The sequence below is a fragment of the Sinomonas susongensis genome (assembly GCF_005877005.1).
Lineage (GTDB): Bacteria > Actinomycetota > Actinomycetes > Actinomycetales > Micrococcaceae > Sinomonas > Sinomonas susongensis.
In genome coordinates, this window is sequence record NZ_SSNH01000006.1 from 53,269 (window position 1) to 71,711 (window position 18,443).

Annotated in this window: 16 protein-coding genes; 7 read left to right on the forward strand and 9 right to left on the reverse strand. The window is 69.1% G+C overall.

Annotated features, from left to right (window positions below):
* Positions 1-56: 56 nt before the first annotated feature.
* The 7 genes from E6A21_RS09475 to E6A21_RS09505 all read left to right on the forward strand — a co-directional run bounded on the left by E6A21_RS09475 (position 57) and on the right by E6A21_RS09505 (position 8,692).
* On the forward strand, positions 57-836 hold the full coding sequence (locus E6A21_RS09475; protein ID WP_138443913.1) for an amino acid ABC transporter permease: 780 nt from the start codon (positions 57-59) through the stop codon (positions 834-836).
* Positions 833-1,624, forward strand: a complete 792-nt coding sequence (locus E6A21_RS09480) for an amino acid ABC transporter ATP-binding protein (protein ID WP_212745900.1) — start codon at positions 833-835, stop codon at positions 1,622-1,624. The genes E6A21_RS09475 and E6A21_RS09480 overlap by 4 nt, the downstream gene beginning before the upstream one ends.
* Complete coding sequence (locus E6A21_RS09485; protein WP_138443914.1) at positions 1,624-2,694, forward strand: Gfo/Idh/MocA family protein; 1,071 nt, start codon at positions 1,624-1,626, stop codon at positions 2,692-2,694. Before E6A21_RS09480 ends, E6A21_RS09485 begins: the two co-directional genes overlap by 1 nt.
* Positions 2,695-2,716: 22 nt before the next feature.
* Positions 2,717-3,853 carry an NAD(P)/FAD-dependent oxidoreductase gene (locus E6A21_RS09490; RefSeq protein WP_138443915.1) on the forward strand — a complete coding sequence of 379 codons (1,137 nt, stop codon included), beginning with the start codon at positions 2,717-2,719 and terminating at the stop codon, positions 3,851-3,853.
* Positions 3,854-3,984: 131 nt separating this feature from the next.
* On the forward strand, positions 3,985-5,037 hold the full coding sequence (locus E6A21_RS09495; RefSeq protein WP_138443916.1) for a 3-oxoacyl-ACP synthase III: 1,053 nt from the start codon (positions 3,985-3,987) through the stop codon (positions 5,035-5,037).
* Positions 5,031-7,724, forward strand: coding sequence for an alpha/beta fold hydrolase (locus E6A21_RS09500; protein ID WP_138443917.1), 2,694 nt, complete (start codon positions 5,031-5,033; stop codon positions 7,722-7,724). Before E6A21_RS09495 ends, E6A21_RS09500 begins: the two co-directional genes overlap by 7 nt.
* Positions 7,721-8,692, forward strand: coding sequence for an NAD-dependent epimerase/dehydratase family protein (locus tag E6A21_RS09505; RefSeq protein ID WP_138443918.1), 972 nt, complete (start codon positions 7,721-7,723; stop codon positions 8,690-8,692). Before E6A21_RS09500 ends, E6A21_RS09505 begins: the two co-directional genes overlap by 4 nt.
* Here E6A21_RS09505 and E6A21_RS09510 read toward each other — a convergent pair.
* The 9 genes from E6A21_RS09510 to E6A21_RS09550 are packed head-to-tail and all read right to left on the reverse strand — an operon-like array spanning position 8,679 to position 18,361.
* Positions 8,679-9,428, reverse strand: coding sequence for a GolD/DthD family dehydrogenase (locus tag E6A21_RS09510; RefSeq protein ID WP_138443919.1), 750 nt, complete (start codon positions 9,426-9,428; stop codon positions 8,679-8,681). The genes E6A21_RS09505 and E6A21_RS09510 overlap by 14 nt on opposite strands.
* Positions 9,428-11,824 (reverse strand): beta-xylosidase/alpha-l-arabinosidase, encoded by a 2,397-nt coding sequence (locus tag E6A21_RS09515; RefSeq protein ID WP_138443920.1) that lies wholly within the window; start codon positions 11,822-11,824, stop codon positions 9,428-9,430. The genes E6A21_RS09510 and E6A21_RS09515 overlap by 1 nt, the downstream gene beginning before the upstream one ends.
* Positions 11,825-11,872: 48 nt before the next feature.
* A complete protein-coding gene (locus tag E6A21_RS09520; protein ID WP_138443921.1) occupies positions 11,873-12,844 on the reverse strand; it encodes a Gfo/Idh/MocA family protein in 972 nt (323 codons plus the stop codon).
* Entirely contained in the window at positions 12,844-13,791 is a 948-nt protein-coding gene (locus tag E6A21_RS09525) for an aldo/keto reductase (RefSeq protein WP_246036319.1), read from the reverse strand. Before E6A21_RS09525 ends, E6A21_RS09520 begins: the two co-directional genes overlap by 1 nt.
* Complete coding sequence (locus E6A21_RS09530; RefSeq protein ID WP_246036320.1) at positions 13,788-14,870, reverse strand: NAD-dependent epimerase/dehydratase family protein; 1,083 nt, start codon at positions 14,868-14,870, stop codon at positions 13,788-13,790. The genes E6A21_RS09525 and E6A21_RS09530 overlap by 4 nt, the downstream gene beginning before the upstream one ends.
* A gap of 17 nt (positions 14,871-14,887) precedes the next feature.
* Positions 14,888-15,244 carry a tautomerase family protein gene (locus tag E6A21_RS09535; RefSeq protein WP_138443922.1) on the reverse strand — a complete coding sequence of 119 codons (357 nt, stop codon included), beginning with the start codon at positions 15,242-15,244 and terminating at the stop codon, positions 14,888-14,890.
* A gap of 20 nt (positions 15,245-15,264) precedes the next feature.
* Positions 15,265-16,053, reverse strand: coding sequence for a carbohydrate ABC transporter permease (locus tag E6A21_RS09540; RefSeq protein ID WP_138443923.1), 789 nt, complete (start codon positions 16,051-16,053; stop codon positions 15,265-15,267).
* Positions 16,053-16,985 carry a carbohydrate ABC transporter permease gene (locus E6A21_RS09545; RefSeq protein WP_138443924.1) on the reverse strand — a complete coding sequence of 311 codons (933 nt, stop codon included), beginning with the start codon at positions 16,983-16,985 and terminating at the stop codon, positions 16,053-16,055. The genes E6A21_RS09540 and E6A21_RS09545 overlap by 1 nt, the downstream gene beginning before the upstream one ends.
* Positions 16,982-18,361 carry an ABC transporter substrate-binding protein gene (locus E6A21_RS09550; protein ID WP_138443925.1) on the reverse strand — a complete coding sequence of 460 codons (1,380 nt, stop codon included), beginning with the start codon at positions 18,359-18,361 and terminating at the stop codon, positions 16,982-16,984. Before E6A21_RS09550 ends, E6A21_RS09545 begins: the two co-directional genes overlap by 4 nt.
* Positions 18,362-18,443 lie beyond the last annotated feature (82 nt).

Consider the following 18,443-nt stretch of genomic DNA (forward strand, 5'->3'; position numbering starts at 1 on the left):
AGCGGGCGGGGGCGCGGCCTCCGCGTCCCCGCCCCGCCTCGACGGAAAGCACCACCATGGACCTGCTCGACAGCCTCACCAAGACCTTCTTCGACTTCCAAGCCATGGCCGACGTCCTGCCCCAGCTGCTGCAGGTCGGCCTCGTCAACACCCTCGTCATCTCGATCTGCGCCACCGTGATCGGCTGCGTCATCGGCATGATCGTGGCCCTCATGGGCATCTCGCCCTCCTCCTGGATGCGATGGCCCGCCCGGGTCTACACCGACCTGTTCCGTGGCCTGCCGGCCATCCTGACGATCCTGCTGATCGGCCAGGGCTTCGCCCGCGTGAGCCAGCAGATCTTCGGCCCCAGCCCCTACCCGCTCGGCATCATCGCGCTGAGCCTCATCTCGAGCGCCTACATCGGCGAGATCTTCCGTGCAGGAATCCAAGCCGTGGACAGGGGACAGCTCGAGGCCTGCCGCGCCCTGGGCATGGGCTACGGCCGGGCGATGCGCCTCGTCGTCATCCCCCAGGGGATCCGCCGCGTGCTCCCAGCGCTCGTCAACCAGTTCATCGCGATCGTCAAGGACTCGAGCCTCGTCTACTTCCTGGGCCTGCTGGTCTCGGAGCGCGAGCTGTTCCGGGTCGGCCAGGACGCCGCCGTGCTGAGCGGAAACCTCTCGCCGCTCGTCCTCGCGGGGCTGTTCTACCTCATCATCACCGTTCCGCTCACCCACCTGGTCAACTTCATCGACCAGCGCTTCCGCACCGGCCGCCGCAGGGCCGCACCGCCGGTTTCGGGCCTTCGTGAGGTAGTCGAGCTCGAGACGGCCGGCGTAGCAGAAAGCAGATGACGATGACCTCCCCAACCGAAACGCGCAGGCGCACCATGACGAACTCCGCCAGCCAGGCCTACACGGGCGCTGGCCTCGAACTCAAGGACCTGACGCTCGCCTACGGCGACATCGACGTGGTCCGGAACATCAGCCTCCACGTCGAGCCCGGAACCACCACGTGCATCATCGGACCGTCCGGCTCCGGCAAGTCCACGCTGCTCCGCGGCATCAACCGGCTCCACGAGCCGAAGTCCGGGGACGTGCTCCTCGACGGCGAATCGACCCTCGGCCAGCACCCGGACCAGCTCCGCAGGAAGATCGGCATGGTCTTCCAGCACTTCAACCTCTTCCCCGACCACTCGGCGCTCGAGAACGTGGCGCTCTCCCCGTGGAAGGTCAAGCGGCTCTCCAGGAAGGCAGCCTTCGAGCTCGCGTATGCCCGGCTCGACGAAGTCGGCCTCCGGGAACGCGCGGACCACAAGCCCCGCGACCTCTCCGGCGGTCAGCAGCAGCGCGTGGCCATCGCCCGCGCACTCGCGATGGAGCCACAGGTCATGCTCTTCGACGAGGCCACATCCGCCCTCGATCCCGAGCTCGTCAACGGAGTCCTCAACCTCATGGCCAGCCTCAGCGGCCGGGGGATGACGATGGTCGTGGTCACCCACGAGATGGGCTTTGCCAGGCGGGCCGCCAACCAGGTCGTCTTCATGGACGAGGGCCAGGTCGTCGAGACCGGCACGCCCACGGACATCTTCGACCGACCGCAGTCGGCCCGGCTCCAGCGCTTCCTCTCGGAGGTGCTGTGATGATGTCGCGCCCTCCGATCTCCACCGCCATCGTCGGCTTCGGCGTCTCCGGCGGCGTCTTCCACGGCCCCTTGATCGGGGCGAACCCGTCCTATTCGGTGGCTGCCGTCGTGACCGGCAACCCGGCCCGGGTCGCTGCCGCCCGCAGTCGCTTCCCCCAGGCCCGCATCGTGCCCGACTATCGGTCGCTCCTTGGGCTCGTCGACGACGGAACGCTCGAGCTCGACGTCGTCGTGCTCGGCACCCCGCCAGCGCTCCACCGGGAGCAGGCGCTGGCCGCCGTCGCCCGTGGGCTGCACCTCGTCGTCGACAAGCCGTTCGCCCCCTCCATCGAGGATGCGCAGGCGATGATCGACGCCGCCCGTGAGGCGGGCACGCTGCTCACCGTGTTCCAGAACCGCCGCTGGGACGGCGACTTCCTGACCGTCGCGGAACTCGTGCGGTCCGGGCGGCTCGGCGACGTGCGGACCTTCGAGTCACGCTTCGAGTGGTGGCGCCCCGAAGGCTTCGGGAACTGGCGGGACGGCGCGTCGGTGGACGACGGCGGGGGTCTCCTGACCGACCTCGGCAGCCACCTGATCGACCAGGCAGTCCAGCTCTTCGGTCCCGTCGAGGAGGCCCGCGCCGACCTGCGACGGTACAGCACCGGGCCGGGCGGGGACGAGGACAGCTTCGCCGAGCTGCGGCACGCCTCCGGCGTCACGAGCCGCCTGTGGATGAACGGACTCGCGCCCGCCCTCGGGCCTAGGTTCCACGTGCTCGGCAGCCAGGCGGGATTCACGTCGTGGGGGCTCGACGGCCAAGAGCCCGCCCTCGCTGCCGGCGCCGATCCGGCGAGGCCCGGCTACGGCGCGGTCCCCTCCCGAGAGCCCGCGCAGCTCGCGGACGGCAGCTCATCACTCGACGTCGGCCTCGTCCCGGGAGACTATCCGGCCTTCTACCGCCTGCTCGCGGACGCCATCCGCCGGAACGGGCCCGTCCCCGTCGACCCGGACGAAGCCCTCGCGACCCTCCGGATCATCCGCGGGCTCCACGCGAGCACGCCGGTCCGATCCCTCGCCTACACCTGAGATGAAGAGGAAGAATCACGAAATGCCCGAGAACCAGAACCTCCGCAACCCTGCCAGCCGCCGCAGCGTCGCCGTCCTCGGCGGAGGTGTCATCGGTGTCTCCACCGCCGTCCACCTGCTCCGCTCGGGGGTCGACGTCACGCTCATCACCGAGGGCGAGCTCGCATCCGGCGCTTCGGGCCGGTCGCTCTCGTGGCTGAACTCGGCCGGAACGCGGAGCCTCGAATACCACGCCCTGCGCATGGCGGGCATCGACCGGTACCGGACGCTCTTCGCCGATGATCCGTCGAGGGAATGGCTCCAGTTCGGCGGCGGGGTCTATTGGGACAACGACGGCGGTGCCGCCGCACGGAACGAGTACGAGCGCGCGCACGCCTATGACTCCCACCTCGTCGGGCCTGACACCGTCGCCGACTTCACCCCCGGCCTGAACGCCAGCGCTCTCGCACCCACCTCCGTCTACAACCCGGGCGAAGGGTGGGTCAGCCTGCCGCATCTCATCGGGCACCTCATGGCCGAGTTCACCCGCCGGGGCGGGGTCCTGAGGACCAACGCGGGAACGGCGCGGGTCGAGGTCGACGACGCCGGGCGCGCCACCGGCGTCGTCACCCCTGCCTTCGGGACCCTCGAGGCCGACGCCGTCGTCGTCGCCTGCGGTGCCCACACGCCCGACGTCGTCGCGCCGCTCGGAGTGCGGATCGACAATGCCTCCCCGGTTGCCATGCTCGTGGTGACCGAGCCGTTCGAACACGACGTCAAGGCCGTCCTCAACACGCCCCGCGCCGCGATCCGTCCGAATCCCGGGAACACGATCGCCGTCGACCACGACTGGTACGAGGAGCACATCGTGCGCGACGGCTCCGGGTATTCGATTCCGGAACCCGTCGTGGGCGAACTCCTCGCGGAGGCCAGCCGGCTCATCGACGGTGAGCCGGAGCTCAAGGCCGCGTCCTGGAAGATCGGCCTCAAGCCCATCCCCGGCGACGGCGAGCCGGTGTTCGGCGAGCTCCAGAAGGTTCCCGGATGCTTCGTGGCGTTCACCCATTCCGGTGCGACGCTCGCGCTCATCGCGGGCGAGCTCTTGGCCGACGAGGTCATCACCGGGGGGCGGCATCCCATGCTGGCGACGTTCCGCCCGGAAAGGTTCGAGCAGAACTAGCACCGCCCGATTGCCGGCTTTGGAGGGCGCGCGGCGCGCGCCCTCCAAAGCCGGCACCTCCGCGAGAGGGCTATAAGTCGGACTGCGTTATATCTTGGGCTTGCGCTTATGTGGGTACAGTCTCCGCATGAATGCAGCACGGAAACGGACAGGGGCTCGACTTGGCAGGGAACGCGACTTTTCGGCACAGCAACACGGCGCTGCTTTCGGTGAGCAGTGTCGAGGCCCCGAGGATCGTGAGTTCCAGGGATTTTGACCGCAGCTTGGCATCGACCCTGAGGCGGCTGAAATTCCCGCCCCGGCTGCTTGAGCGCGTTGCCGGCATTTCGCACCGTCGCTGGTGGGCCCCGGGGACATCGTTCGATGACGCCGCGGTCGAAGCGGGCGCCAAAGCCTTGGCCGAGGCTGGCGTGGAAGCCGCCCAGATCGGCCTCCTGATCAACACCTCGGTCACGCGGCGCAACCTCGAACCGTCCGTCGCGGTGAAGATCCACCACAAACTGGGCCTGACGTCGTCCGCGATCAACTTCGATCTGGCCAACGCGTGCCTTGGATTCGTGAACGGCATGATCCTGGCGGCCAACATGATCGATTCGGGCCAGATCAAGTACGCCGTGGTCGTCAACGGCGAGGACTCCCAAGCGGTCCAGGAGACCACTCTGGCACGACTGCAGCGGCCCGAGACCACCCGCGAAGACTTCAGCCGGGAGTTCGCCACGCTCACGCTTGGATCGGGCGCCGCCGCAGCAGTCCTTGGCCCCGCGGACGAGCACCCGGGGGCGCACCGACTTGTCGGCGGGGTGATGCGTGCCGGCACCGAACACCACGAATTGTGCGTGGGAGGCATCGACGGGATGGCCACCGACGCGAAGGGCCTGCTCGACGGCGGCCTCCAGCTCGTCGTCGACGCCTGGAAGGAAGCCCAGCCAGAGTGGGACTGGGCCGCCATGGACCGCTATGTCACGCACCAGGTCAGCAACGCCCATACCCAGGCGATCATCAAGGCCATTGACCTGGACCCGGACAAGGTTCCGATCACGTTCCCGCACTGGGGCAACGTGGGCCCTGCCTCGCTCCCCATGACACTCGCAGCCGAGGCGCAGTCACTCACCTCGGGGGACCGGATCCTGTGCATGGGCGTCGGCTCAGGGCTGAACGCGGGCATGGTGGAAATCGTTTGGTAGCCGCCAACTGGCCCGGGTTCGACCCAGAATGGTCCCGGACGATCGCCGTCGAGTCCACATCGGCCGTTGACGTGCCAGGCACGGTGCGCCGCTGGCACCTGCTGGACAACGCTGCCCAGCTCTCCCGCAATGGGCTGCCTCCCGAGGGCACCCTGCTCTGCGTCCACGGCAACCCGACCTGGTCGTATCTGTGGCGGACGCTGCTGGCCGCCGGATCCGACCCGGCACATCCGTGGCGCGTGGTGGCCGTGGACCAGCTGGACATGGGCTACTCGCAGCGCACCGGCACGTTCCGGCGCCTGGCGGACCGGATCAATGACCTGGGCGACCTCACCGACGCGCTGGGCCTGGACGGGCCCGTCGTGACGGTGGGCCACGACTGGGGCGGGGTGATCAGCCTGGGCTGGGCCCTGGCGCACCCGCAGCACCTCACCGGGGTGGTGCTCACCAACACGGCCGTCCACCAGCCCTCCGGTTCGGGAATCCCGCCCGCCCTGAGGCTGGCCCTTCACCCCGCCGTGCACCGGTGGGGCACGACGACGTCGGACGCCTTTCTGCGGGTGACCCACAGTCTGGCGAATCCGCCACTGCCGGCCGACGTCCGAGGGGCCTACATGGCCCCCTACCGCCGAACCGACCGCCGGGCGGGGGTGGGAAATTTTGTTGCCGACATTCCGGTGGATGCGTCCCATCCCAGCTTTGCCTCCCTCAGGGGCGTCGCGGAAGGCCTGCGCGGCCTGAGGGTACCGGCCCTCATGCTCTGGGGCCCCCGGGATCCCATCTTCTCCGACCGCTACCTCAAGGACCTCATCGGCCGGCTTCCGCACGCGGAAGTGCACCGCTTCGAAGGCGCCGGGCATCTCGTGGCGGAAGACCGGGACATCGCCGCACCGATCTTCCGGTGGCTCGCCGTGCACAGGGGTCCGAGCGGAAGCGATTCCCGGGCGCCGGGAGCCACCTCGACCCCTCGACAGGGGCCGAAGGCCACGGCTGCACGCGATCCCGAATTCCGGCCCCTCTGGAACCTTCTCGGCGAGCAGGCGGCGGGGCCGTCGGGCGGAGATGCCGCCGTGGTGGAAATGGCGGAGGACGGCACCCCGGCCCGCTCGCTCACCTGGAAGCAGCTGGAGCGGAACATCCTGGACGCTGCCGCGGGGCTGCGGGAAGCCGGGGTGGGGAGCGGCAGTCGAGTGAGCCTCATGGTTCCGCCTGGGGTGGACCTGACCGTGGCCCTGTACGCCTGCCTGCGGCTGGGCGCGGTGGTGGTTGTGGCCGACGCCGGGCTGGGAACCCGGGGCCTGAGCCGCGCGGTGAAGGGCGCCACGGCAGATTTCATCATCGGAATCGACAAGGCGCTGGCTGCTGCCCGGACGCTCGGCTGGCCGGGACGGCGGATCAGCGTCCGGGACCTCCCGGGCGCCGTCGGCCGGATCCTGGGCGTCGAAACCTCCCTCGACGCGCTGGCCCGGTCGGGCGCCGGACGCGGCTCGGGGCACTCCATGCACACCGTGGACTCAGCTGACCCAGCCGCCGTGCTGTTCACCTCGGGCTCGACCGGTCCCGCCAAGGGGGTGCTCTACACGCACGGGCAGCTGGCGGCAATGCGGGACACGGTGGCCGCTACGTTCGGGATCCGTTCCGGTGCGCGGCTCGTGGCGGGCTTCGCCCCGTTCGCCTTGCTCGGCCCCGCGCTCGGAGCGGTTTCGGTGACCCCGGCCATGGACGTCACGGCTCCCCGCACCTTGACGGCCCGCGCGCTCGCGGACGCCGCAGCGGCGATAGACGCAACGGTGGTCTTCGCCTCGCCGGCGGCGCTGCGCAATGTCCTTGCCACCCGGGACGGCATGGACGAGGCAGGGCACAAGGCCCTCGAACGGGTCGAGCTGCTGCTGTCTGCCGGGGCGCCTGTCCCAGAACCGCTTCTGGCGGAGGTGCAGCGGCTCATGCCGCGGGCCTCGCTTCACACCCCGTATGGGATGACCGAGGCGCTCCCGGTCACCGATATCAGCCTCGAACAGATACAGGCGGCCGACGCCGACGCTGCCGCCGGCACCGTGGCCGGAGCAGGCAACGGCGTGTGCGTGGGAACGCCGGTCGACGGCGCGCGCATTGCCGTCGTCCCCTTGACGGCGGACGGCACCGCACCCGGGCGTCACCCCGTGACGGACGCTGGCGTGACAGGCGAGATCCTCGTCAGCGCCGCCCACGTCAAGGAAGCCTACGACCGGCTCTGGCTGACCCAGCAGGCGAGCGCTAGCCTGCCCGGATGGCATCGGACGGGCGACGTGGGGCACTTCGACGCCGTCGGCCGGCTCTGGGTGGAGGGCCGTCTCGCCCATGTCGTGACGGCGCCCGGTGCCGTTGTGACGCCCGTGGGCGCCGAACAGGCCATCGAACGCCTCGACGGCGTCCGCCTGGCCGCCGTCACCGGAGTCGGACCGGCAGGGACGCAGGCCGTCGTCGCCGTCGTCGAGACCGTACCGCCCGCCCGCAAGGCCGGTCCCGCCGATCCCCGGCTCGCCGCGCGCGTCCGCCGCGCGGCGCTCGAGGCTGGGGTCGATGTCTCCGCTGTGCTCGCGGTCCCCGCTCAGCCCACGGACATCCGGCACAACGCGAAGATCGACCGGACCCGCCTGTCCCGCTGGGCTTCACGGGTCCTGGCCGGTGGCCGCCCGGGAGAGCCGTGAGAGTCCTCGTTACCGGCGCAAGCGGGCTGCTCGGAGGGGAGGTGGCCCGGCTCCTGGTCAGCCAGGGCCATGCCGTGACGACGTTCCAGCGCCGCCCCTCAGGAGTCGACAGCGCCGCCGACGTCCGCGGGTCCATCACCGACGATGAAGCGCTCCGCACCGCCGTCCGGGGCGCAGAAGGAGTCATCCACCTGGCCGCGAAGGTTTCCTTCACGGGACGTGCCACCGAGTTCGACGAAGTGAACGTCCAAGGGACCCGCCGTCTGCTCCACTCCGCCCGTGCGGCCGGGGTGCGGGACTTCGTGTTCGTCTCCTCCCCGTCCGTGGCCAACTCGGGCGCGGCGATCGAAGGGCTGGGCGCGGAGCCGGCAGACCCGCAGCGTGCGCACGGGGACTACTCCCGCACCAAGGCCGAGGCAGAGCTGCTCGCGCTCGCAGCGGACGCGCCGGAATTCCGGGTCGCGGCGGTGCGCCCCCACATCGTCTGGGGCCCGGGGGACACCCAACTGGTGGAACGGGTCCTGCAGCGTGCCAGCCGCCGTCGCCTGCCCCTGCTCGACGCCGGCGCGGCCCTGATCGACACCACCTACGTGGACAACGCCGCCTCGGCCATCGTCGCCGCGCTGCACCGCATGGAGCACGTCCATGGCAGGGCACTGGTGGTGAGCAACGGCGAGCCCCGCCCCGTGGGCGAGCTGCTGGCGGGCATCTGCGCCGCCGGCGGCGTCCCCGCGCCGTCGTGGTCAGTGCCGGGCGGGGTGGCACGGGCCGCGGGCGCAGTGGTGGAGAGGGTCTGGACCTGGGCCGGGCGGAAAGAGGAGCCGCCGATGACCAGGTTCCTTGCAGAGCAGCTCTCCACCGCCCACTGGTACGACCAGCGGGAGACCCGCGAACTCCTCGACTGGAGACCCGTCGTCTCCCTCGATGAAGGGCTCGCGAGGCTGGCCGAGCATTTCAGACGGACGTGAATCCTCCGTCGATGAGCACGTTCTCGCCCGTGATCATCGCCGCCTGGTCGCTCGCGAGGAACGCAATGAGCGCGGCGACCTCCTCGGGCTGCGCGAACCGGCCCACAGGAATCTGGGCCTTCGCCCTCTCTCCCTTCTCCCCGGCCCACGCCTTCAGGCCGAGCGGAGTCTCGACGACGGTGGGGGACACCGCGTTGACGGTGACGCCGCGGCGCGCCCATTCGAGGGAGAGGACGCGGGTGAGCCCGACAATCGCCGCCTTGCTCGCGCAGTACGCGGCATGCTGGTCGAGCCCGACGACGGCGGCCTGGGAGGCGAGGTTGATGATCCGCCCGTACCCGGCCTCGAGCATGAGGCGCCCGGCCGCCTGGGCCATGTAGAAGCTCGCGCTGAGGTTGACGTCGATGGTGGCCTGCCACCGTTCGGCCGGGACCTCCGTCGCGGGGTCGAGCAGGGCAATGCCCGCGGAGTTGACCAGGATGTGCGGGGTGCCAGCCTCCTCCTGGACAACTTGCATGACCTGGCTGGCCGCATCGGGTGACGTCAGGTCCTTCCTGATGCCGCGGTGCCCCGAGCCGGGGAGCTCGGCCATGACCTCCTCGACCTGGTCCATGAGATCCACCCCGACGACACGCGCTCCCCGCTCGGCGAAGTGATGGGCCACGGTGCGGCCGATCCCACTCGCCGCGCCCGTGACCACTGCGATGCGTTCCGCGAAGCGCAGGTCCTCGGACATCAGCGCTCTCCCGGGGTCGGGGCGGCGGTCGCTGCGGCTTCGGTCGAGACCGCGGAGATCGGGTGGAGCGCGCGGGTGTGGTCCACGATCCGTACCGGCCCGGTCAGCGTCACGGTGTGGCTGAGCACGATGTCGGCGCTGGACCGCCCGAGGCCGAGGACGATCTCCCCGGGTTCGACGATGCGCCTCCCGACCCGCCCAGTGAACGAGGCGAGGTCGGCCGGTACCTCGAACGAGACCAGTGCCTCCTCGTCGGGGCCGAGGCTCACTCTCCGGTAGCCGATCAGGCGCTGGAGCGGGCGCACCACCGAGCCGACCGGGTCGTGCAGGTAGAGCTGGACGACGTCGGCCCCCTCCCGGGCACCGACGTTGCGGACCCGCAGTCCAAGCCGCACGCTTCCCGCCGTCGACATGGTGTCGCTGTCCGCCTGGAGGTCGCCCCATTCGAAGTGCGAGTAGCCGAGGCCGTGGCCGAAGGGGAAAGCCGGGGTCGGGTCGATATTCGAGACGGACGTCCTCGACGCCAGGGTGGGAGCCAGATAGGTGGAGGGCTGGGCGTCAGGGCGCTGCGGAATGCTCACGGGAAGACGGCCCGAGGGGTTGACCCGGCCGCTGAGCACCCCGGCCAGAGCCGCCGTTCCCTCTTCTCCCGGGAAGAACGCCTGGACTATCGCGGCCGCCGAGCGCGCCGGGGAGCCGAGCGCGTACGGGCGGCCTGCGAGGAGCACGAGGACCGTCGGGGTTCCCGCGGCCAGAACGTGCTCCAAGAGGTCCTGCTGCGCCCCCGGGAGGTCGAGCGAGCCGGCGTCGCATCCCTCTCCGCTGGTCCCCCTGCCGAAGAGGCCCGCGCGGTCCCCGAGGGCGAGGACCACCAATTCTGCCTCGGAAGCTGCCCGGGCGGCTTCCGCAAACTCCTCCGTCTCGCCCCCGTCGACGCTCGTGCCCTGGACGAACTCGATCTCGGCGTCCGGGAACTCGTCCCGCAGGGAGTCCAGCAGCGTGGGCAGCCGCAGGCCGAGGGGGGTCTCCGGGTGCTGTACGCCCACATGCGCGGGGAACGAGTAGCAGCCCAGGACACCCATCGGGTCGTTCCCCGTGGGGCCGATGAGGGCGATCTTCCGGGGGGAAGCCACCGGGAGGGTGCCGTCGTTGGCGACCAGGATGACGGCCTGCTCGGCCAGTTCCCTGGCGACGGCACGGTTCTGCGGGCTGTCGAGGTCGACGGTGCCGCGGAGCGACGACGGATCGGACGGGTCAACGCCCTCGAGCACCTGCGGGACCGGCGACCAGTCGGGGTCGAGCAGGCCGAGCTGGATCTTCTGCTTCAGGACTCGTTCGAGGGCACGGTCCAGGAGCTCCTCGTCGATCGCTCCTTCCCGAACCGCTTCGATCAAGGGGGAGCCGTACGCCTTGACGGTCGGGAGTTCGACGTCGACTCCAGCGCCCAGCGCCTGCCCGGCGGCCTCTTCCCAGGACCGGGCCGTCCTGTGGAGCGTCTTGAGGAACGCGATCCCGAAGTAGTCCGCGACGACCGTCCCCTCGAAGCCCCACGTCTCGCGGAGGAGGCCCGTGAGCAGTTCCGTGTCCGCAGCGGAGGGCACGCCGTCGATGTCGGTGTAGGCGTGCATCACCGAGCGGACCCCGGACTCGCGAATCGCCATCTCGAAGGGCGGGAGCAGCACGTCGGCGAGCTCGCGGCGGCCGATGGAGACCGGCGCGAGGTTGCGGGCAGCCTTGGAGGCGGAGTATCCGACGAAGTGCTTGAGCGTGGCCACGATGCCGCTGCCCTCAAGGCCCTTGATGTACGCAGTCGCGATGCTCCCGACGAGATAGGGGTCTTCTCCGATGGTCTCCTCGACGCGCCCCCAGCGGGGGTCTCGGACCACGTCCAGCACCGGGGCCAGGCCTTGGTGGACCCCGACGGAGCGCATGTCCCGGCCGATCCCCGACGCCATGCGCTGGACAAGCTCAGGATTGAACGTCGCTCCCCAGGAGAGGGGGACCGGATAGGCTGTCGCCCCCCAGCTCGCGAAGCCGGCGAGGCATTCCTCGTGGGCCAGGGCCGGGATCCCGAAGCGGTTCTCGGCCATGATCCGGCGCTGCGTCGTCATGAGCGAGAGCGCGCCGAGCGCGGGGTCGACCGGGGCGGTCCCGAACGGCCGGGTCAGCTGCCCCAGCCCGTGCGGCAGAAGCCGGTCGAGGTCCACTCCCTCTTCCATCTCGTGCTGGTGGGGAGCGACCTCTCCGCCCTGGTCCGAGGCGCCCACCCACACGCCGTACAGCTGGGCGGCCTTCTCCTCGACCGTCATTTCGGCGATGAGCAGCGGTGCGCGCTCGGCCGCCGGCAATGCGGGGTCGCTCCAGGGACCCGAAAGCGGGGTGCTCGAAGAGGACATGTCATTCCTTCCTGGCAGTTCTCGGGTCAGCTGGCTGGTGGTCCGACGTCATCGGATTCCGGCGGCGGAGTAGATCGCGTCGATGACCGCCATGTTGGCGACGTAGTCCGGCCCCTCCGTCGCGAGCGGCTCCTGGGTGCGGAGACCCTCGACGACAGCGGCGAGCTGGTGGTCGTAGGTGTCGAGGCCGGCGACCGTCGAAAGGTGGGCGAGGCCGTCGCGCTCTACGCGGATGGAGTGGCCACGGGCGGGGAAGACCATGTTGTCGACCCGCAGCGTCCCCTTCTCGCCGACCACTGAGAGCGAGGACTCGAGGACTACATCGGGCTCCATGCTCGCGCTGATAAGACCCTTCACGCCACCCTCGAACTCGAGTTCCGCTTCGATGCTCAGGTCAGCACCGAGGGGATTCCGTTCACCGGTCGCTCGGCTCACGGTCGGCTCGCCGAACAGGGTCCGAACCCAGTGGACGGGGTAGCAGCCGAGATCCATGAGAGCGCCGCCGCCGAGTTCCGGGGCGTGCCGGATGGAACGGGGGTCGAAGGGATTCGCACCGTTGAAGACCGCCGTCACCGAGATGACGGAGCCCAGCTGCCCGGCTCCGATGAAGTCCCGGACCCAGGCCTGGAGGGGGTGGTAGTAGTCGTGGAACGCCTCGAAGGCCCGCTGACCGGTCCTGTTCGCGGCTTCCAGGACGGCCTGCGCCTCGCCTGAGTTCATGGCCATCGGCTTCTCGCAGAGAACGTGCTTGCCAGCCTCGAGCGCGGCGATCGTCCACTCGGCGTGCTCCGAAGGCGGAAGCGCAACGTAGACGAGGTCGGCGGATTCGTCCGCGATGAGGTCTTCATAGCGCGAATACGCCGTCGGGATGCGGTGCCGTGCGGCGAAGTCGGCCGCGTGGTGCCGTGAGGCGACGGCGACAAGGTCGACGTCGTCCCGGCGTCGTGCTGGGGCGATCATGGCAGCCGGCGCGATGCCTGCGGCCCCGAGCAGGCCGATACGGATCCTCTCCGGAGACATCAGCCCAGCCAGAATTCCGAAGGGGGGACCAGCGCTTCGAGTTCGGCCCAGAGCGCTTGGGGAATCTCCAGCCCGGCGTACTCGAGGGTCTGGGCGACGCGCTCGGGGGAGGAGATCCCCACTACGGTCGCGTCGACGAACGGCGCTCGCAGGGAGAAGCGCAGCGCCGCCGCCGCGAGGGGAACCCCGTGTCGCGCGCATGCTTCCCCCATGCGGCGGGCCGCTTCGGCCACGCGGTCGTCCCGTTCTCCGTAGCCGTACTTGCCCTGCACGTCGGGCCCCTTGGCGAGCATTCCGCCCCCGTAGGGAGCCGCGTTCACGACGCCGATGCCCCGCTCGTGCGCGGACCTGAACAGCTCTTCTGCCGAGCGGTCGAGCAGCGTGTACCGGTTGTGGCTCAGCAGGACATCGAACGAGCCGGTGTCGAGGTAGCGGGCGAGCAGGTCTATTGGACCCCCCGCGACGCCGATGTGGTCGACGCGGCCTTCGTCGCGGAGCTGCCGGAGCGCCTCGACTGGCCCGCCCGGCGCGATCCCGTCTTCGAACGAGATCCGCTCCGGGTCGTGCAGGTAGAGGAGGGGGACCCGATCGACGCCGAGGCGTTCGAGGCTCTCCTCGTAGGAGGCCAGCACCCGCCTGCCGGAGAAGTCGCCGGTGCTCGGATCGGGGTCGACCTTCGTTGCGAGCACGACGTCGGCGGGCAGGCCCCCGCGGGCCGCAAGGGCCATTCCGATCCGCTTCTCCGCCTCGCCGTGCTCGCCGTAGCCGTTGGACGTATCGATGAAGCGGATCGGGCTCTCGAGCACGGCGTCGATGGTGCTCACGGCCCGCTCGTCGCTCACGTCATAGCCGTACAGCCGGGCCATGCTGGCGAGCGGGCTGGTGCCCACGCACAGTTCCGTGACCTTGAGCCCGGTCGAGCCCAAGGTGTGGGTTTCGAGGGTCACGATGCGTCCTCCAATGCTGGCGCGTGGTCGGCGTACGCCTGATGGGCTGCATGGTACGCGCGGACGATGCGATCGAGGATCTCTTCGGTGGGGGCGTCCCCGCGGGTGCTCTCGGGGTGGGCGCTCCGCCAGTCGAGCATCCGCTTCACGGCGCGTTCGAAAGTGAGCCGGGGCGCATAGCCTGGGACGAACCGGCGGATCTTGGAGTTGTCGAACACCGCCGAGTGGCCGAGGTCTCCGACGAACTCCCCGGACCAGAACCATTCCGGGGCCACCACGGGGTACAGCTCGCTCGCGACGTGCACGAGGCGGGGCTGCACGCCCAGGGCTTGGGCGAACAGAGTGTAGATCTGGTCCCAGGTCAGGACGTCGTCCCCCGTGATGTGGAACGTCTCCCCGATGGCCCGCCTGCTGCCGAGCAGCCCGACGAGGCCCTGCGCGAAGTCCTCGGCGTGGGTGAGGGTCCACAGGGAGGTCCCGTCGCCGTGGACGGGAATCTCGGCCCCGCGGGCGATGCGGTCGACGACGGTCCACCCGCCGGGCAAGGGCGGGTTCGCGTCGTCGTAGGTGTGCGAGGGGCGGATCACCGTGGCGGGGAAGCCCTGCTCGCGGTGGGCGCGGGCAATGGCGGCCTCGGCCCGCCACTTGGCAGTGGCGTAGGGAAGGGGCGGATTGGGGCCGGTCGGGGTGGATTCGGTGATGGGGGTCAGGAGCACCGGCTTGGCGTAGATCGAGGCGGAGCTGATGTGCACGTACTGGCTCGTCCGGCCTGTGAACAGCGCAACCCAGCGGGCGACGTCGTCCTCGTCGTAGGAGAGGAAGTTGACGACTGCGTCCCAGTCCCTGTCGCCGAGGACCGCACGGACCGACGTATCGCCGCTGACGTCGCCGGTGAGCTGCTCGACCTCGGGCGGGAGGGACCGCCCAGCCCTGTTCTCGCCCCGGTTCAGGACGGTGACGGCCATGCCGTGGGCGGCCGCGAGCCGCACGCACGAGGCACTGATCGTTCCGGTTCCGCCTATGAACAGCACCCTCAGGGGCGCGGCATCGTACTGGTGCATCTCATCCTTCCCGGTCATCTGCCCGTCCTTTCCCTTCACTTGCCCGCATACCAGTCTTCGAAGCCGTTCTCGACGAGCGAGACGAGCACATCCTCGCCTCGGATGCCGAGCGGTGCGAGCTTGGCAACGAGCGTTTCGAAGAACTTCCGCTTCACCGCGACCGGGTACATGTGCACCGCCGTCACCTGGATGAGCAGCAGGGCGCGCCGGTCGACGCCGTTGTAGCCGGGATCGAACTTGAGCTCACCCTGACCATGCGTCCGGAAGACCTGGAAGCGGTCGTCCGCGGGGATTCCGAGTGCCTCGATCTGCGCCTCGTGGATCGCGTCGGAGATGGCCGGATGGGAGCTTTCGTAGAGGTCGCGATCGAGGTCGACCTGGATGAGTGGCATTCAGACTCCTTGGGGTTGGATCACTTGATTGCTCCAGCTGAGAGGCCGCGCTCGAACAGGCGCTGCAGGCACAGGTAGGCGCCGATCTCCGGAAGCGCGGTCAACACCGCGGAGGCCAGGATCTTGGTCTGGTCGTTGCTGAACTCGCCCACGAAGAACCGGGGGACGAGGGTGATGGTCTGCATGTCCTGCGACTGGAGGAACACGAGGGGCATGAGGTAGTCGTTCCAGGCCCCGATGAGGGTGAAGATCAGCACGGCCGCGGCGATGGGCCTGGTCAGGGGGATCACGAGGTGGATGAAGCCGCGGAAGGAACTCGCCCCGTCGACCCGGGCCGCCTCGAACATCTCGTCGGGCAGCCCATGGATGAAGTTGCGCGTCAGGAGCACGGCGAACGGTACCTGGAGCGCGGCGAGCGGCAGGATCACAGCCCAGTAGGTGTTGAAGAGGCCGACGGCCTGGGTCGTCGTGAAGAGCGGTGTGAGGAGGACGACCTCGGGCAGCGTGAGGCACGCCAACAGCATCCAGAAGTAGATCTCCCGGAAGCGGATCCGCAGCTTGGCGAAACCGTAGGCCGCGAGCATCGTCACCGCGTAGACGAGCACGATGACGCCGGCAGCGATGATCGCGCTGTTCACGAAGAACCGGAAGAAGCCGGGCACCTGGAGCACGTCGCGGTAGTTGCCCCAGCCGTCGCCCGCGAACGAGCCCTGCACCATGGCGATGAGCGGGAACAGGTACGGCAGCACGAGCAGCGTGGCGATCAGCTGGAGGAGCCCCTTGCTCCACCATTTGCGCACCTCGAACATCAGGGCCTCCCCGTCCTCTCGCGTGCTGCGACCTGCAGGATGATCGCCATCACGAGGGCGATGACCAGCAGGATGATCGACAGGGCGGCGCCGTAGCCGACGTGCGCCAGCTGGATGGTCATCTGGTAGATGTAGGTCCCGAGGAACTGGGTCGAGTTGCTCGGCCCGGCCACCGTCACGAGCCACGGCACGTCGAAGGTCTTCAGGGCCCCGATTGCGCTCAGGATTGCGAGCGAGAGGGTGGTCCCGCGCAGATTCGGCCAGATGATGCTCCACAGGACGCGGATGTTGCCCGCGCCGTCGATGCGGGCCGCCTCGAGAAGCGACTGGTCGATCTGGCTCATCGCTGCGTAGTAGAGCACGAAGGTGAGCCCGGTCCACTGCCAGATCGTGATGGCAATGATCACCGCGAGCGACGTCGAGGTCTGTCCGATCCACGGCTGGGCGAGGAAGCCCAGGCCTAGGTGGCTGAGCACCCAGTTGAACTGCCCGTTGGCGGCGTAGACCTGACGGAACACCGGAGCCATGATCGCGGGAGCCAGGACGACGGGGACGAAGATGATCACCTTGTAGACCACCGCGAGCCTGATGCGCGAATGCATGATGACTGCGAAGACGACGCCGAGCGCGGTCTGGAGGACGAACGTGGTCACGAAGAACGCCACCGTATGCTCGATGGACTTCCAGAAGACCGGGTCGCTGAAGATGTTGGAGTAGTTCCGGAACCCGACCGAGAGGGGATCTGGGCTCGCGCCGTCCCAGTTCAGGGTCGAGATGTAGACGGTGTAGCCGATGCAGTAGTAGATCAGGCCCACGCCGAGGACGAGGGCGGGCAGGATCCACGGCAGACCAGATGCTTGGAGGCGGCGGCCGCGCGGCCGGCTCGGGTAGCCGGCCGCGCGGGTCAACCTCTCCTGGGCGGAGACGGTCATTTGTTCTGTGCCTTAGCTGCGTCAGCCGCCTGCTGCAGCGTGGTCGCTGCCGCCTGGGGCGTCGCACTGCCGCTCGCCACCGATTGGGCTGCCGCGAGGAAGGCGTTCTCGACGTCCGCGTTCAGCAGGGCGAAGCGAGGTTCGTTGACCGACACCAGTTTCTTCAGGTAGTCGTTCACGGGGCCGCTCTGCTGGGCGGGGTCTACGAATTTGATCGTGTTGAAGTCCGGTGCGACACCGCTCAGCACTGGGGTGGTGTCGAGGCGGTCGGCAACGACCTGCTGTCCCTTGGTGCTGGTCGACATCCACTTCACGAACGTCTCGGCGGCAGACTTGTTCTGCGACTTGCTGGCGACGGCCAGACCGTAGTCGGCGTCACCGAACATCTCGCTCGTGTTGCCCTTGCCGGCCACGTCGGGGAACTGCATCGGCAGGATGGGGAACGGCTTCGCTCCGGCAACGCCCGCAGCCGAGATCGACTGGGTCATTGCGGCCTGGGTCGCGTACTGCGTGTACCAGCTGCCCATCATCACCATCGCGTACTTGCCCGTGAGGAAGGCGTTGTTGACGTCCGGGTACTGCTGGGCGCCGAGGGCGCCGCTCTGCATGATGCCGCTGCCGAAGAGGTCCTTCCAGACCGAGAGCGTCTGGACGATCTGGGGTGAATCCCACTTGGCGTCACCCTTCGAGGCCTTCGTCCAGTAGCCCGGCTCGATCGAGTTGGAGATGGCCTGCAGGGTGTCCTGGTCGAAGCCCTCCTGGGCCGCGCCTTGGGCGAAGCATCCAACGCCGTGGCTCTTGAAGGTCTGGCAGACCTGCTTCCAGTCACTCAGGGTCTTCGGCGGCTGCAGGCCGTACTGCTTGAACAGGTCGGTGTTGTACCAGAGCGAACCGGCGTAGGAAGAGCCGATGGGCATCGCGGTCAGCTTGCCGTTCGAGGTGAGCCCGTCGACTGCGATGCTCGCGAGCTTGGACTTCCAGTCACTCCCCAGAGCCCCCTGAGCGGAGGAGGTGAGGTCCTCGGCGTAGCTGCCGAACTGCTGAACGTACGCGCCCGGCTGCAGATCGTACACGTCGGGCCCGTTGTTGGAGGCCAGGGCCGGCCGCATCGCGGCCTGGTAGTCCGAGATGCCGATGAGCTTGAAGTTGACCTTGATGTTTGGGTAGTCCTTGTTGAACGCGGCGATGAAGTCGTTCGCCTCGGCGGTGTTCGTCGGTGTCCAACCCCACCAATTGATGGTTCCGCTCGTCGCCGAGCCGGCCGAGCCTTGGCTGCTGCCGCCCGAGCAGGCGACGAGCCCCAAGCCCGTCAGGCCGGCTACCGCCAGGGCAGCGAGCGACCGGAGCGTGGTCTTTGATCTGAATGGGAATCGCATGTCATTCCTCTTGCGTCGCGGATACAGCACTGTGTCCGGGTGAATGCCCGAGCCGGGGGGCCGGGCGTACTCGAGGCCGCTG

Bases quoted from the DNA above. Each gene is read 5' to 3' on its own strand.
- E6A21_RS09475 (WP_138443913.1), top strand. From the start codon at position 57: ATGGACCTGCTCGACAGCCTCACCAAGACCTTCTTCGACTTCCAAGCC.
- E6A21_RS09480 (WP_212745900.1), top strand. From the start codon at position 833: ATGACGATGACCTCCCCAACCGAAACGCGCAGGCGCACCATGACGAAC.
- E6A21_RS09485 (WP_138443914.1), top strand. From the start codon at position 1,624: ATGATGTCGCGCCCTCCGATCTCCACCGCCATCGTCGGCTTCGGCGTC.
- E6A21_RS09490 (WP_138443915.1), top strand. From the start codon at position 2,717: ATGCCCGAGAACCAGAACCTCCGCAACCCTGCCAGCCGCCGCAGCGTC.
- E6A21_RS09495 (WP_138443916.1), top strand. From the start codon at position 3,985: ATGCAGCACGGAAACGGACAGGGGCTCGACTTGGCAGGGAACGCGACT.
- E6A21_RS09510 (WP_138443919.1), bottom strand. From the start codon at position 9,428: ATGTCCGAGGACCTGCGCTTCGCGGAACGCATCGCAGTGGTCACGGGC.
- E6A21_RS09515 (WP_138443920.1), bottom strand. From the start codon at position 11,824: ATGTCCTCTTCGAGCACCCCGCTTTCGGGTCCCTGGAGCGACCCCGCA.
- E6A21_RS09520 (WP_138443921.1), bottom strand. From the start codon at position 12,844: ATGTCTCCGGAGAGGATCCGTATCGGCCTGCTCGGGGCCGCAGGCATC.
- E6A21_RS09530 (WP_246036320.1), bottom strand. From the start codon at position 14,870: ATGACCGGGAAGGATGAGATGCACCAGTACGATGCCGCGCCCCTGAGG.
- E6A21_RS09535 (WP_138443922.1), bottom strand. From the start codon at position 15,244: ATGCCACTCATCCAGGTCGACCTCGATCGCGACCTCTACGAAAGCTCC.
- E6A21_RS09540 (WP_138443923.1), bottom strand. From the start codon at position 16,053: ATGTTCGAGGTGCGCAAATGGTGGAGCAAGGGGCTCCTCCAGCTGATC.
- E6A21_RS09545 (WP_138443924.1), bottom strand. From the start codon at position 16,985: ATGACCGTCTCCGCCCAGGAGAGGTTGACCCGCGCGGCCGGCTACCCG.
- E6A21_RS09550 (WP_138443925.1), bottom strand. From the start codon at position 18,361: ATGCGATTCCCATTCAGATCAAAGACCACGCTCCGGTCGCTCGCTGCC.